This is a genomic window from Streptomyces sp. NBC_01635, from assembly GCF_045209715.1.
Lineage (GTDB): Bacteria > Actinomycetota > Actinomycetes > Streptomycetales > Streptomycetaceae > Streptomyces > Streptomyces hirsutus.
The window spans coordinates 5,958,414-5,972,539 of record NZ_CP109277.1 but is presented as its reverse complement, the minus strand read 5'-3'; the positions used below and the strand labels follow the sequence as shown (position 1 = coordinate 5,972,539).

Genomic DNA, 14,126 nt, shown 5'->3' with positions numbered 1-14,126 from the left:
ACCGGTCATGCTCTCCCCTCATCCTCCGCTCCCGGAACGCTCCGCCGAGTTGCGGCGGCGGTTCGCCGAGGAGGCCCGGTCCGAGCGGCCGGATCTGGCCACGCTGTGCCTGCTGGTCGGCGCGGTGGCGGACGGCACGCTGGACGAGGCGGGCGTCGACGCCGCGCAGATCGAGCTGGACGCGCTGGCCGGCCGCCTTCCCTACCGGCCCGGCACCCCGCACGCGTGGGCGTCGGCACTGCGGGAGCTGCTGGGCGAGCGGTGCGGCTTCCACGGCACCCCGGGCGACTACCGGCGTCTGGAGTCGTCGCTGCTGCACGAGGTGCTGCGGCGCCGGCGCGGGCTGCCGATCCTGTTGTCGGTGGTGTGGCTGGAGGTCGCCCGGCGGGCGGGGGCACCGGTGTACGGGGTCGGGCTGCCCGGCCACTTCGTGGTCGGCCTCGGGGAGACCGGCGCGACGGCGGGGGCGAAGCCGGCGGGGGCCGAGCCGGACACGCGGGGCGGGGCGGCCCCGGAGCGGCGGGTGCTCGTCGATCCCTTCGACGGCGGCCGGGTGCTGACCGGGGCCGATACGGAGCTGCTGGTCGCCGGGGCGACGGGGGCGCCGCTGGACCCGTCGATGCTGGCACCGGCCGATCCGCTGAATGTCGTGCTGCGCGTCCTGAACAACATCCGGGCGTGGGCCGAGGCCCGCCCGGAGCGGTCGGACGTGTCGCTGTGGGCGCTGGACCTGTCCCTGCTGCTCCCCTCCCGGCCGGCGGAGCTGCGGTACGAACGGGCCCGGTTGCTGGTGCGGCGCGGAGACTTCCTCGACGGCGCGGACGAGCTGGAGGCCTACGCCGAGGTGGTGGCCGCGGTGGACGGGCCGGCGGCGGACCGGATGCGCGACGAGGCCCGGGCGGCACGGGCGCTGCTCAACTGAGACGCGCCCCGCAAGCCCCGCCGCGCACTCTCGGGGAGGCCCGCCCCATACCTCGCTTGACATAGGTATTTTTAGATACCTAATATCTACGGGTGTCCACCAGGAGTGCCTCCGAACAGCGCGTCGCACGCGTGAGCTCCGAGCTCGCGGCGTGCCTTCCCGTGCTGCACCGGGCCCTGGAGCGGCGGGTGGCGAGCGAGTATCCGCACCCGAAGCCGCCCGAGGGGCAGCTGGCACTGCTGCGGTTCGTCGCACAGCGTGAGGGTGCCACGGTCCGTGAGGCGGCCGAGGCGCTGCTGATGAAGCCGAACAACGTCAGCGCACTGGTCTCCCAGCTCACCGAGCGGGGAGAGCTGGAGCGCCGTCAGGACGGCGTCGACAAGCGGATCGCCCACCTCCACCTCACGGAGTCCTCTCGGCAGCGGATCGCCGAGGTCACCGCCCTCGAGGAGAGTCACCTCGGCCAGGCGATGCTGTCCCTCACCGACGGCGAGCTGGACGCGCTCGGTTCCGCCGTCGGCGCGCTGAAACTGCTGACCCGGAACCTTCACTCGGCAGCCCTCTGACGAGAGCGTCACGGACCGGCGCCTCGCGCGAGGTCGCGCGGTGAAGCGCTCGTCCGGTGTTCCGCGCGTCCGCCCCCTCCCCCTTTCCTGAGGCAGTCCTTCCGGACCGCCCCGTGCACGGCCCCGTGCGCTCCGCCCCGCCCTTGACCGGTCGGGCGGGCGCTGCGGGCCGGCTGCCGGTTCCCGGCCCCGCCGTGCAGTTCGTTCGTCCCCCTTTGAGAAAGAAACGGCTCCTTTCATGGCGTCCACACCTGTGGATCACTCCGCTCCCGACACGGCCGCCCGGTCGAAGGTCGAGCGCTTCCGCGCCAATCCCTGGCTCGCGCTGATCGCCGTGTCGTTCGGCCTGCTCATGGTGCAGCTCGACGGTTCCGTCGTCGCCATCGCCAACCCGGCGATCGGCAAGGACCTCGATGCCAGCACCGCGGAACTGCAGTGGGTCACCAACTCCTACCTGATCGCGCTCGCCGCCTCGATGATCCTCGGCGGCAAGCTCGGTGACCGGTTCGGCCGGCGCTTCTACTACCTCGTCGGCATCGGCGGGTTCATCGTCACCTCGGTCGCCATCGGCTTGGTCGGCAGCATCGAGGGCGTCATCGTCTTCCGTGCCCTGCAGGGTCTGGCGGGCGGCATCCTGATGCCCAACACCCTGGGCATCCTGCGCGCCGTCTTCCCGCCGAGGAAGTTCGCCCTCGCGGTGGGCATCTGGGGCATGGTCTCGGCCGTGTCGACCTCGCTGGGCCCGATCGTCGGCGGTCTGCTCGTCGAGCACGTCAACTGGGAGTCGGTCTTCTACCTGAACGTGCCGATCGGCCTCGTCGCGCTGGTGTTCAGCGCGGTGGTTCTCGCCGAGTCCAAGAACTCCGGCGGTCGGCAGCGTTTCGACATCCCCGGCGTCGTCCTGCTGGCGGCGGGCATGGTCGCGCTCGTCTTCGGCATCGTCAAGGGCGAGACGTGGGGCTGGGCCTCCGCCGGCACCCTCGGCGCCATCGTCCTGGGTCTGGCGCTGCTGGTCGTCTTCGGCTGGTACGAGACCCGGCAGGAGCACCCGCTGCTGCCGATGCGCCTGTTCCGCAACCGCTCGCTGACCACCGGTGCGGTCATGACCCTGCTGAACTTCTTCGTGATGCTCGGCGGCATCTTCTTCATCATGCTGTACCTGCAGAACGTGCGCGGCTACACGCCGGTCGAGGCCGGTATCAGCACGCTGCCGATGTCGCTCGCGTCGCTGGTCGCCTCTCCGCTCGGTTCCCAGCTGACCGCCCGCTTCGGCGCGCGCGCCACGATTCCGCTGGGCCTGCTCCTGTCGGGCGCCGGCATGTTCGGCATGCTGTCGTGGAGCGTCGACTCGTCGTACGCGACGATGTGGCCGCCATTCATCGCGATCGGCCTGGGCGTCGGCATCGTGCTGCCCGCCACCGCCGCCACGATCATCGGCAACGCGCCCGTCAGGGACGGCGGTGTGGCCTCCGGCCTGCAGTCCACCATGCTGCAGATCGGTGGCGCCCTCGGTACCTCGGTGCTGATCACCGTGATCGCCGGCAAGGTCGGTTCCTCGCTGTTCGGCGAGCTGACCGGCGCGGGGGTCCCGGCGGGTCTGGCGCACGGTCTGGAGCAGGCCGAGGACGCCGTCACGATGGGTATCGCCCCGGTCTCCGGCGACATGTCGGCGCAGATCAGGGCCGCCGTCGTCGAGGGCAGCGGCCAGGCGTTCGTCAACGGTCTGCACGCCGCCGTCACCGTCACCGGCGTCCTGTGCGTCCTCGGTGCCGCGGCCGCCGTCCTCGGCATCAAGAGCCGCGCCGAGGAAGCGAAGGAGATGAGCGCCCAGTCGGCGGACGGCGAGGAGGCCGTGGTGGTCGTCGCCGCTCACTGAGCGAGCCCGCGCACACCACGCGTGCCCCTGCGCGGGAAGCGGCGCCGCCGGGACCGGACCGGGTCCCGGCGGCGCCGCTTTCGTACGGCCGCAGACTCCCCGGGCCGTACCGCCGCGCCGCGCGGGACCGGAGGGAGGCTGGGATGCTGGTGGGGTGAAGCCCTGCGCGTGACGCGGCCGGCGGACCCGGACGGTGGGTGGTGAGTACGGTGACCATCGGCGACCTCCCGGAGCCGGAACCGAGACCGGAGCTGAACCCGGTACCGGAATCGGGACCGGAACCGGAATCGGGACCGGAACCGGAGCTGGACCCGAGACCCGAGCTGGACCCGAGACCCGAGCTGGACCCGAGACCGGAGCTGGACCCGGTCTCGGGACCGGGACCGGAGTCGGGACCGGGACCGGAGTCGGGACCGGAGTCGGGACCGGAGTCGGGACCGGGCGGCGGTCCCGGGTGTTCCGGGGTAGATCCCCGGGGGGACCCGTTCCTGCGGACCCGGTACGCCATTCCCCCGAGGCCCGTCACCTTCCTGCGGCGGGAGCGCCTGACCCGGCATCTCGACCGTGCCCTGACCACTCCCCTGACGATCGTCAACGGAGCGGCCGGCGCCGGGAAGACCCTGCTCGTCGCGGACTGGGCGGCCGGTCTCGGACGGCCCGTGGCCTGGTTCACCACCGACGCGGAGGAGCTGCGCCCCGGCGTGTTCTGGGCGTACGTCCTGCAGGCCCTGCGCGCCGCCGGGGTGCCGGTGCCCGCGGCGGTGGGCTCGCCCGCCGACCCGGGCCGGGTGGACGAGGCGCTGCTGAACCGGCTGGCCGCGGAGCTGAGCGGCCCGATGACGGCGGGGCGGCCGGCGGTCCTCGTGCTCGACGAGTTCGACCGGGTCGCCGCGCCGGACACGGCCGCCCAGCTGGACTTCGTCCTGCGGCACGCGGGGCCGGGCCTGCATCTGGTCGTGGCGTCCCGTACGGAACCGCTGCTGCCGCTGCACCGCTACCGGGCCGCCGGGGAACTGACGGAGATCCGGGACGCGGAGCTGGCGTTCACCGCGCGGGAGGCCGGGGAGCTCCTCGGCCGGCACGGGCTGTCCTTGCCCGCGGCCGTCGCGGACGCCCTCGTGGACCGTACCCGGGGATGGGCCGCCGGACTGCGGCTGTGCGCGCTGGCCGCGCGGGAGAGCCCCGACCCGGAGACGTACCTGAAGGAGTTCGAGGCCGGGCAGAGCACGGTGGCCGACTTCCTCCTGGCGGAGGTGCTGGACATCCAGCCGTCCGATACGCAGGACCTGCTGCTGCGGGTCAGCGTCCTGGAGCGGTTCTGCCCCGGCCTGGCGAACGCGCTGACCGGGCGCTCGGACGCCGGGGCCGTGCTGGCCTCGCTGCACCACCGCAACGCGTTCGTGCAGCATCTCGGGCACTCCTGGTACCGGCTGCACCCGCTCTTCGGGGAGATCCTGCGGGCGCATCTGGAGGTGCGGCGGCCCGGTCTGGCGCCGGAGCTCCACCGGCGGGCGGCGCGCTGGCTGAAGGCCGCGGGGTTCCTTCCGGAGACGCTCGTCCACGGCGCCGCCGCCGGTGACTGGGAGTTCACCGCCGACGCCCTGGTGGGCGATCTGGCCGTCGGCCAGTTGTTCACCGGTCTGCGCTCGGCCGGTCTGGGCGACCTGTTCTCCCGTATGCCGTCCGGGGCGACCGGCCCCGCGCCGGAACTCGTCCGGGCGGCCCGCGACCTCGCCCGCGGCGACCTGGAGCGGGGCCCGGTCCACCTGGAACGGGCCGGAAAGCTGCTGGCCGGCGACGCCGGCGACACTGGCGACGTCCTGGGCCGGGAGGGCGGCGAGAGCCCGGAGGGCGACCGGGAGGCCGCGCTGCTGTGCTGGGCGCTGCTCGAGGTGTTCGCCGCCCGGCTGACGGGGGCGCCGGCACGCGCGGAACGGGCCGTCCGGCTGGCCGGGGAACTGCGCGGTGCCGTGCCCGCCGGGCTGCTGGACCGGCATCCCGAGCTGACCGCGCTGCTGCTGGCACATCTGGGCTCGACCCGGCTGTGGGCGGGTCGTTTCGAAGACGCCCGGACGGTCCTGACCGCGGCCGTGGCGGGTCCCGGCGGGGCGTCGACGGCGTTGCCCCGGGAGGACGCCCTGGCCCAGCTCGCGCTGATCGACCAGCTCAACGGCTGGCCGGGCCGGGCGGAGCACAAGGCGTCCCAGGCGCTGGCCGAGACCGCGCGGTACAGCCTTCCCGGCCCGCCCGGCACCGGGCTGGAGCGGCTGGTGCTGGCGGCGGTGGCGGTCGACCGCGACGAGCTGGACCGGGCCCGGGAACTCCTCGACGAGGCGGCCACGCCCGCGCCCGCCGCACACGGCCCGCACGCCCCGGCCGACCCATGCGTCCCGTGCGTCCCGGCCGATCCGGTCGTCCGGGCGGCGCGGGCCGTCGTCACGGCCCGGCTGCTGCTGGCCCGGGGCGAGCCGCACGCCGCGCTCCGGGCGGCCGTCGGCGCCACGCGCCCCGACGCGACCGCCGCCGCCGCCGAGGCGTCCTCCCCCTGGCTGCGGGGCCACGCGGCGCTGGTGACGGCCGCCGCGCACCTGGCCGGGGGACGGCCGGACGCGGCCGCCGAAGCGCTCCGCGAGGTCCCCCTCGACCAGCCGGCCTGCGTGGTGGAGGCCGCCAGGATGCAGCTCGCGGCGGGCCGTCCGGACGCGGCGGCCGGTCTGCTCGACGCGCTGCGCTGCGCGGGCCGGACCGGCCCCGGGGTGTCCGTGCGGGCCGCACTCGTACGGGCCCGGAGCGGCCATCTGGCGGGAGACCCGGCCACTGCCCGCCGATGGCTCGCGGTGGCGCTGCGCGGCGCCCGGCACGAGCACCTGCGGCGCCCCTTCGTGGAGGCGGGGCCGTGGATCGGGCCGCTGCTGGACACGGACCCGCTGCGGGGCCTGGCCGCGGGCTGGCTCGTCACCGGGTCCGCGGACGTGCCGCCGCCCGGCGCGGAGGAGCCGGTGAAGGAGTTGGTGGAGGAGCTGAGCGGCCGGGAGCGGGACGTGCTGCGGCGGCTGGCCCGGATGATGACGACCGAGGAGATCGCCGCCGACCTGTACGTGTCGGTCAACACGGTGAAGACCCACCTCAGGAACATCTACCGGAAGCTCGACGTCAACCGCCGCGCCGACGCCGTACGCCGGGCCCGCGCGCTCCGGCTGCTGTGAAGCCCCGCTCTCCCCTCACCTGCCCCGGGTGAGGGCGTACGGCCGCCCGGGGTGGACGATCGCAGGGCAGGGGCGGTTTGCCGCCTGCGCCCGAGCCGTGGGAGGGGAGGAGGGCCGCATGCACTACGAGATCCGCGTCGACGGACACATGTCGGAGGCGCTGACCAAGACCTTCCCCGAACTGGACCATGTCGTGATGTGGGGTCAGACCGTGCTGTTCGGTCATGTCGTCGACGAGGCGCATCTGTACGGGCTGCTGGCCCGCCTGCGTTCGCTGGGCCTGCGTGTGGTCGAGATGCGCCCGACCCCCAGGTGACACCCGGCGCACGGGGAACGCCCGGCACGTCGGCCCGGCCCGCCGGTGAGCGGTCTGCGTGCCTCTGAGGACGTCAGAGGACGTCCTCAGAGGCTCTCCGCGGTGAGCCGTCCCGAGCGTACGGCGGCCCCGAGCTTCTTGAAGTCCCGTTCGTTGCGGTCGGCGTAGGCCTGGGCGAAGCCGGGGAGGGCGCGGTCGAAACGGTCGCCGCTGCCCAGATAGGCGGAGATCGCGACGGGATCGCCGGAGCGGGCGTGGGCGCGGGCGAGGCTGCCTCCGCACAAGCCGCCGAAGAGGGCGAGCATGCGGGGGTCCATGGTCTCCGGGCGGGCGATGCCCTTCCAGTCCCGGAGCTGGCGTACGTAGAAGTCCCGTTCCCTGCCGTCCAGGCCCAGGACGTGGGTCCAGCCGAGGAAGATGTCGCTGGACGTCTGGATCAGGCGCTGGCCGGTCACCACGCGGTGGCCCTGGTTGTCAAAGCGTTCGCCGTCCGTGTACGGCGCGAGCACCGATTCCTGCGCTTCCTTGGCCTGGAGCAGCAGCGGGTCGTCGTCGTCGCGGCCGAGCAGGAGCAGGATCCAGCAGCGGGTGCCGACGCTGCCGACGCCGACCACCTTGCGGGCCGTGTCCGCGGGCCGGTAGCGGTGCAGGAGGTGCCGGCGTTCGGAGGAGAGGGTGTCCGTGTAGCTCTCGACGATGGTGCGCAGTTCGGTTTCCTCGCCGCGGTCGGGCGCGTCGGCCAGCAGGTCCCGCAGGGGGGTGATCAGGGGCGGGTCCGGAGTGATCCGCCGGCCCTCGGGGGTGACCCGGGTGAGCCGGTCGATGGCCTGGAGATAGGTGTGGGTGCGGGCCTTCGCGGCGGCCCGGTCGGTGCGGTGCAAGACGGACGGGCCCAGGGAGGAGTCGAGGAGTTCACGCATCCGTTCGACGTCGTCCTGGGCGTACCAGATGTCCAGGGTGCGCATGCCGGCGAAGCCGTGCATCCGTGCGCGGTACGCCTGGACGCAGGTGGTGACCGCCTTGTTCTGCTGCCGCGTCGAGAAGCCGTTGGCGCGGCCCGCGATGACCAGACTGGCGGCAAGGCGTTTGACGTCCCATTCGAAGGGGCCGGGGAAGGTCTCGTCGAAGTCGTTGATGTCGAAAACAAGGTGCCGTTCCGGCGAGGCCAGCAGCCGGAAGTTCAGCAGGTGGGCGTCGCCGCACAGCTGCACCTCGAGTCCGGTGTGCGGGAGTGTCGCCAGGTCTGCGGCCATGATCGCGGCGGCACCCCGGTAGAACCGGAACGGCGATTCCAGCATGCGCCCGTACCGGATCGGGACCAGTTCGGGCACCCGCGTGGCCGACTGGCGCGCGAGCACGTCGACCGGATCGAAGCGGTCGGGGCCGGGGTCGAACAGGCCGTGCGCCGAGCGGGGCACGCGGGTGCGGGCCGTCCGGCCCCGGTCGACCCGCTCGGCCGGTGAGAGGGCCGCAGCGACGGCGCTCGGTGCGGTCATGGTCCGCCCTCCTGGCTTCGGCGTACGTCCGCTCTCCAGCTCACCGTGGCCCGGCCCGTCCGGGATCACCCGTCAGGGGTGAGGCCGCACGGACGCGGCCGGGGCAGCCTGGTAAGGCACGCGTCACTCTCGCCGGACGCCTGACGAAGGAGAGCCATGAGCTCTGCGACCTACCTCGCGTACGACTACCCCCTGCTCGGAGCCTTCTGGACGATGCTGCTGCTGTTCCTGTGGGTCATGTGGTTCGTACTGCTGTTCCGGGTCATCGCCGACCTCTTCCGGGACGACGAGCTGAGCGGTTGGGCCAAGACCGGGTGGCTGGTCTTCGTCATCGTGCTGCCGTTCCTCGGCGTGTTCATCTACGTCGTGGCACGCGGCCGGAACATGGGCAAGCGGGAGATCGCGCAGGCCCGTGCGCGGCAGGAGGCGTTCGACAGCTACATCAGGGAGACCGCGACGGGCCACGGCGGACAGGCCGGCACCGCCGACGAACTGCACCGGCTGTCCGAGATCCGCTCGCGCGGCGACCTCACCGACGAGGAGTTCGACCGGGCCAAGGAACTGGTGCTGAGCGGCCACGGCACGGGGCACACCCGCTGACCGCACGCACCGCAGGCCGAACCAGTACGAGCAATCCGTACGACACATGAAAGGGGCGGTGAAATGGCTACGGCTCACGCCCATCACGCACAGTCCCAGGCACGTACGCACACATCCTCCGCCAAACGCGAGTGGGCCGGCGGGCTGACCGTCTTCGGCGGCGTCATGCTGATGCTCGCCGGAATCCTGAACATCGTCCGGGGCATCTCCGGGATCGCCCAGGACGACGTCTTCGTGACCACGCAGAACTACGTCTTCAAGTTCGACCTCACGTCCTGGGGCTGGATCCACCTGATCCTGGGCGCGCTGGCCGTGCTCATCAGCGTGGGGCTGTTCCAGGCCAGTACGTGGGCACGGGTGGCCGGTGTGGCGATCGGCGGGCTCATCATGATCGCCAACTTCATGTCCCTGCCGTACGCCCCGGTCTGGTCGGTCGTGATGATCGCCCTCTCCGGCGTCATGATCTGGGCGCTGTGCACGGTGCGGCGCGGGGACATCTGAGCCGGACGCCCTGACGCCCTGACTCTCGAACGAACGGAGCACGGCAGCGGCGGCCCCAGGCCGGGCCGCCGCTGCCGTGCTGCCGTGCTGCCGTGCTGCCGTGCTGCCGTGCTGCCGTGCTAAAGCCAGCCCTTCTCCCGGGCCACGCGGGCCGCTTCCGTGCGGTTGCGGACGGCCAGTTTCTGGATGGCGATGGAGAGGTAGTTGCGGACGGTGCCCTGGGAGAGGTGCAGGGTGCGGGCCAGTTCCGCGTTGGTGGAGCCGTCGGCGGCGGCGCGCAGGACCTCGCGTTCGCGGTCGGTGAGGGGGTTGGCGCCGTCGGCGAGGGCCGCGGCGGCGAGGGCGGGGTCGATGACCCGCTCCCCCGTCAGCACCGTGCGGACCGCGGCGGCGAGTCGGGCGGCGGGGGCGTCCTTGACCAGGAAGGCGTCGGCACCGGCTTCCATGGCGCCCCGCAGATAGCCGGGGCGGCCGAAGGTGGTGAGGACGACCAGCTTCACGCCGGGCAGTTCACGGTGCAGGGCGGCCGCCGCCTCGATGCCGGTGGCGCCGGGCATCTCGATGTCCAGCAGCGCCACGTCGACGTCGTGGGCGCGGGCCGCGTCCAGCACCTCGTCGCCGCGCGCCACTTGGGCGACGACCTCGATGTCGTCCTCCAGGCCCAGCAGCGCGGCGAGGGCTTCGCGGACCATCGACTGGTCCTCCGCGAGGAGGATCCTGATCGTGCGGTCGCTCATGCCGAAGGTTCCCTGTCCGCCGAAGCACCCGCCGGGGCGCCCTGAGTACCCGCCGGGCTGCCCGCCGTCGCGTCCGCCGGTGCTTCGGCCGGTGCTTCGGCCGGTGCTTCGGCCGGCACCCGGGCGACCAGCCGGAAGCCGTGCCTCGTCCGGCCCGCCTCCAGCGTGCCGCCGACCTGGCGCAGTCGCTCGGTCAGACCGTTCAGACCGTTGCCGTGCCCGACTCCGCCACTGTCGCTGTCGCTGTCGAGGACTCGGCCTCCGTTGTCCTCGACGGACAGTTCCAGCACCGGCCCGTCCGGCGACCGGCGGTGCAGCAGCTCGACGGTGCAGCGCCGGGCGCCGCTGTGCCGTACGACGTTGGTGACCGCCTCGCGCAGCGTCCAGGCCAGGGCGGACTCGTGTTCCTCAGTGACCTCGGCGAGGTCGCGGTCCACGGGCGGTCCGGCGGGGAGTTCGGCGTGGATGCCGGCGGCGGCCAGGGCGACCCGGGCGCCGGCGATCTCGGCGTTCAGCCGGGGACGACGGTAGCCGGTGACGGCCTCCCGTACGTCGGACATCGCCTGGCGGCTGACCTGTTCGATGTCGGCGACCTGCCGGGCCGCCCGATCGGGGTGGTCGGGCAGCATGCGGCCGGCCAGTTCGCTCTTCAGCGTGATCAGGGACAGCGAATGCCCGAGCAGATCGTGCAGGTCGCGGGCGAGGCGCAGCCGTTCCTCGTCGGCGGCGAGCAGCGCGACGGTGGCGCGGGCCTCGCGCAACGCGATGGTGGTCCGCACGAGTTCGCGTACGCCGGTCATGGCGAAGGCGCCGAGGAGTGCCGGGACGAGCAGCGCGCCCACGAATTCCCTCCCGTCCGGCACCACGAAGGCGAGCGCCGCCATCAGCGCCGACGCCGCCGGGATCGTCCGGACGGCCGACCGCATCGGCAGGGCGGCGCCGGAGGCGATCGCCACGTACACGAACAGCACCAGCCACTCCCGGCCCAGGCTCAGGGCGAGGGCGGAGGACAGGACGGCGAGGGCGGCGAGCGAGCCGAGGACCGGGCCGTGGTGGTCCTCGCGGCCGGTGCGGAAGACCAGCAGCAGATACCAGGCGACGAAGACGAGCAGCCCGGCCCAGCCGAGGATCCGTGCGCCCGTGCTGTGGCCGCCGTCGAGCAGGTCGACGACGGGCGCGCTCAGATAGACCAGCCAGATGCCGGTCCACAGGAACTTGATCACCCGTTGTCCGACGTTCTCCGGGCGCTTCCCCAGGCCGACGCCTCCCCCGTCGTCGACCGGGACGACGGGGTCACAGGCGGTTTTCGTCGCTGCGCTCATGGCGACCATCGTGACTCGCACGGGGCCCGAAGGGCAGTGCCTGTCGTCCGGACCCCCGCATGACATCCGTCATGCGGGGGTCCGGACGACAGGTCGGTCCCGGTTCAGCTCGGGTTCGTCTCGATGACCGCGACCCGGTCGGTCGTGCTGGTCAGCGCCTGGCGGAGGGCGCCGTAGACGTCCTGGGGGGTGACCGGTGTCTTCTCGCCGTTGCCCCGGGTGATGAGCACACCGTCGAATGCCTGGCCGTAGAGCTCCTCCAGGGCCTTCAGGTCGGGCTTGTCGACCAGCTTGCCGTTGACAGCCTCCACCCTGAGGAACTTCCACAGCGAGTTCTGCGGGCTCATCGGCACCGAGTGCTCCGCGTCGGTCTGCACCGTCACGTTGGCCGACATCGCCGGCTCGGCGAACTCCTTCATCATCCGGTCGACCTCGGCCTTGGAGATCGTGGGTTCCTGAGTGGTGGTCGGCACCGTCACCGTGGGCGAGGAGCCGGTCTCCACCTGGGTCCGGTAGGCCTCCTCGACCGCCTCGGTCGACTTGTCGACGTCGATGCCCGCGCCGGGCTTGCCGTAGACGGCGACGGCCTTGCCGGACTTGAACGTGATCGTGCCGTCGTTGCCGGAGCCGCCGCCCGCGGCCGCCAGGGCGGCGTTCAGCTTCTCCTCGTCGACGGGGATGACGGGGTCGACGACCCGGCTGTTGCCGAAGAGGGAGCCGATGACGGAGACCGGGTTGTAGTCGCTGCGGGCCGCCGTGCCGATGGTGGCGTCGGTGTCGAGCTGGAGTCCGGCCTTGTCCGGCTCCAGTTCGACGGTCTTGTCGCCGACGGCCAGCTTGAGCGGCTTGTTCAGCCGGCCGGCGAGCGCCTTGTCGAGCGTCTTCACGGCCTCGTCGCGGGTGCCGCCGCCGATGTCGACGCCGAGCACGGTGGTGCCCTTGGGCACGTCGGAGTGGTTCATCAGCAGGCCGGCGCCGTAGACGCCACCGGCGAGCAGGATCACGGCGCCGCCGAGCAGGGGCAGCTTGCTGCGGCCCTTCTTCTTCGGCGCCTTCGAGGAGGCCGCCGGCGGCGGGGTGACCGGTCCGGGCAGCCTGGGCGGCGTGTGCGTGCCGGGGCCGCCGACCGGGAAATCCGCGTCGAAGGAGGCGCTCGCCGGTACGACCGGGATGCCGCTGGTGACGGCGTGTCCGGAGAGGTTGTCGTGGCGGGCTCCGTAGCCCGGGGCGCCGGATTCGGGGGTGGGGAACTGCGGGGTGAGGCTCGCGGTGTCGTCGCCCAGTCCGCCGCCGGGGTGGGGACCGCCGCGGGGGCCGCGCGGGCCGGGCCCACCGGTGACCGGCCCGGCCGTGGGGCGGCCGGCCCCGGGACGGGCAGGACCACCGGGCCCGCCCTGGTCGCCGTACGGCGACTGGCCGGAGGGGCCGGACTGACCGGGGTACCTCGCCTGGCCGTTCCGTGCTTCGAGGTCGTCGTCGGTGAAGAACGGCAGGTCGTCGAGGCGCGGTTCGCCGCCCCCGTTCCCGCCCGCACCCGGGCCCGTGCCCGGACGCGTACCGCCGCTGCCGAGCGGGCCGGCGGCGAGTGCCTCGGTCACGTCGAAGGAACCGGTGCCGCCGCCGTGTCCGGGCGCGACCGGCCCACCGGTGGCGCCGGAGAGCCCGGAGCCGTTGCCGCCGGGTGCGGAACCGTTCGTGCCACCGGGACCACCGGAGCCGCCGGGCCGGGAGCCGCCGCCCGTCACGCTCATACCGCCGGACACACCGGCCGGACGTCCGCCCGGACGCGCGCCGCCACCGGAAGCACCGGGCGAGCCGGACGGGCCGGGCGCACCGGAAGTTCCCGAAGCGCCGCCCGCAGGACCCGAAGTGCCCGCCGGGCCCGCTCCGTTGCCGGAGCCGCCGCCCGTACCGCTTTTGCCCGCACCGGACTTGCGCGGCGCGAACCAGTCGCTGGCCGGCTTCTCCGCCGGGGCCGCCTGCTGCGGGACCGACTGCTGCGGGGCGGGCCGCGGGCCACCCGCGGCGCCGGTGGCGGTCGCGGTGGAGGGCTCGACGGCACGGGGGCCGGAACCCGGGCCGGAAGCGGCGCCGCTGCCGGCGCCCAGAGCCCTGGGGGCACCCGGTGCGGGCGCCGAGGGCCGGTCCTTGGCCCCACCCGGGGCCGCGCCCTGGGTGTCGCCGGCGCCCGTGCTCTCGCCGTCCTTGACGGTCTTGCGCACGACGACCGGCGGAATGGGCCGAGAACCGGGGATGTTGATCCGGATTCTGGTCGTCAGCGTGGTCTCGGTCTTGCGTTCGTCCGAACGTGGGCCGCCCGACCGCTGGTCGCCCGGGCGCTGTTCGTCCGGCCGCGCGGCGGGTCGGCCCGTGGCCGCCGCCTCACCCGGAACCGCCGGAATGCCGTAGGGCGGGGTGCCCGACGGGTATGCGGCTCCGCCGTGCCCGTTGGGCCCAGTGGACGGAGTGTCAGTTTCACGACTCAAGGCAGGTTCTCCCGGTTGGCTCCGCCGCCCGTCACGACCTCACGGTGGGGGTCTCCCCCAACTCGACCGGAGCCGAGAGTTCGGGGAGGCTCAGCGGC

The 14,126-nt window shown here is 73.4% G+C and carries 11 protein-coding genes; 7 read left to right on the top strand and 4 right to left on the bottom strand.

Annotated elements, in window-relative coordinates; all coding sequences use genetic code 11:
* The first annotated feature begins 7 nt into the window (after nucleotides 1–7).
* From OHB56_RS27865 to OHB56_RS27845, 5 genes are all read left to right on the top strand, one after another.
* Nucleotides 8–922: a transglutaminase-like domain-containing protein gene (locus tag OHB56_RS27865; RefSeq protein ID WP_326754606.1), complete on the top strand. Its 915-nt coding sequence runs from the start codon at nucleotides 8–10 to the stop codon at nucleotides 920–922.
* A 92-nt stretch (nucleotides 923–1,014) separates the two neighbouring features.
* On the top strand, nucleotides 1,015–1,488 hold the full coding sequence (locus OHB56_RS27860) for a MarR family winged helix-turn-helix transcriptional regulator (protein ID WP_055597426.1): 474 nt from the start codon (nucleotides 1,015–1,017) through the stop codon (nucleotides 1,486–1,488).
* A 238-nt stretch (nucleotides 1,489–1,726) separates the two neighbouring features.
* Nucleotides 1,727–3,364 (top strand): MFS transporter, encoded by a 1,638-nt coding sequence (locus tag OHB56_RS27855; protein WP_326754605.1) that lies wholly within the window; start codon nucleotides 1,727–1,729, stop codon nucleotides 3,362–3,364.
* 488 nt (nucleotides 3,365–3,852) lie between these two features.
* Nucleotides 3,853–6,570 (top strand): LuxR C-terminal-related transcriptional regulator, encoded by a 2,718-nt coding sequence (locus tag OHB56_RS27850; protein ID WP_406359231.1) that lies wholly within the window; start codon nucleotides 3,853–3,855, stop codon nucleotides 6,568–6,570.
* Nucleotides 6,571–6,688: 118 nt separating this feature from the next.
* Complete coding sequence (locus OHB56_RS27845) at nucleotides 6,689–6,886, top strand: hypothetical protein (RefSeq protein ID WP_055597428.1); 198 nt, start codon at nucleotides 6,689–6,691, stop codon at nucleotides 6,884–6,886.
* Between the two features lie 86 nt (nucleotides 6,887–6,972).
* On the opposite strand, the gene OHB56_RS27840 is transcribed toward OHB56_RS27845, so the two are convergent.
* Nucleotides 6,973–8,382 (bottom strand): DUF2252 domain-containing protein, encoded by a 1,410-nt coding sequence (locus tag OHB56_RS27840; RefSeq protein ID WP_406356307.1) that lies wholly within the window; start codon nucleotides 8,380–8,382, stop codon nucleotides 6,973–6,975.
* A gap of 156 nt (nucleotides 8,383–8,538) precedes the next feature.
* Between OHB56_RS27840 and OHB56_RS27835 the strand changes: the two genes are divergently transcribed.
* Nucleotides 8,539–8,982 carry a PLDc N-terminal domain-containing protein gene (locus OHB56_RS27835; protein ID WP_406356305.1) on the top strand — a complete coding sequence of 148 codons (444 nt, stop codon included), beginning with the start codon at nucleotides 8,539–8,541 and terminating at the stop codon, nucleotides 8,980–8,982.
* A gap of 63 nt (nucleotides 8,983–9,045) precedes the next feature.
* Complete coding sequence (locus OHB56_RS27830) at nucleotides 9,046–9,483, top strand: hypothetical protein (RefSeq protein WP_326754602.1); 438 nt, start codon at nucleotides 9,046–9,048, stop codon at nucleotides 9,481–9,483.
* 119 nt (nucleotides 9,484–9,602) lie between these two features.
* Here the strand turns inward: OHB56_RS27830 and OHB56_RS27825 are convergent, their stop codons facing one another.
* The 3 genes from OHB56_RS27825 to OHB56_RS27815 all read right to left on the bottom strand — a co-directional run bounded on the left by OHB56_RS27825 (nucleotide 9,603) and on the right by OHB56_RS27815 (nucleotide 14,028).
* A complete protein-coding gene (locus OHB56_RS27825; RefSeq protein WP_326754601.1) occupies nucleotides 9,603–10,220 on the bottom strand; it encodes a response regulator transcription factor in 618 nt (205 codons plus the stop codon).
* Nucleotides 10,217–11,542, bottom strand: a complete 1,326-nt coding sequence (locus OHB56_RS27820) for a sensor histidine kinase (protein ID WP_406356302.1) — start codon at nucleotides 11,540–11,542, stop codon at nucleotides 10,217–10,219. Before OHB56_RS27820 ends, OHB56_RS27825 begins: the two co-directional genes overlap by 4 nt.
* 104 nt (nucleotides 11,543–11,646) lie before the next feature.
* Complete coding sequence (locus OHB56_RS27815) at nucleotides 11,647–14,028, bottom strand: hypothetical protein (protein WP_406356300.1); 2,382 nt, start codon at nucleotides 14,026–14,028, stop codon at nucleotides 11,647–11,649.
* Between the last annotated feature and the right edge of the window lie 98 nt (nucleotides 14,029–14,126).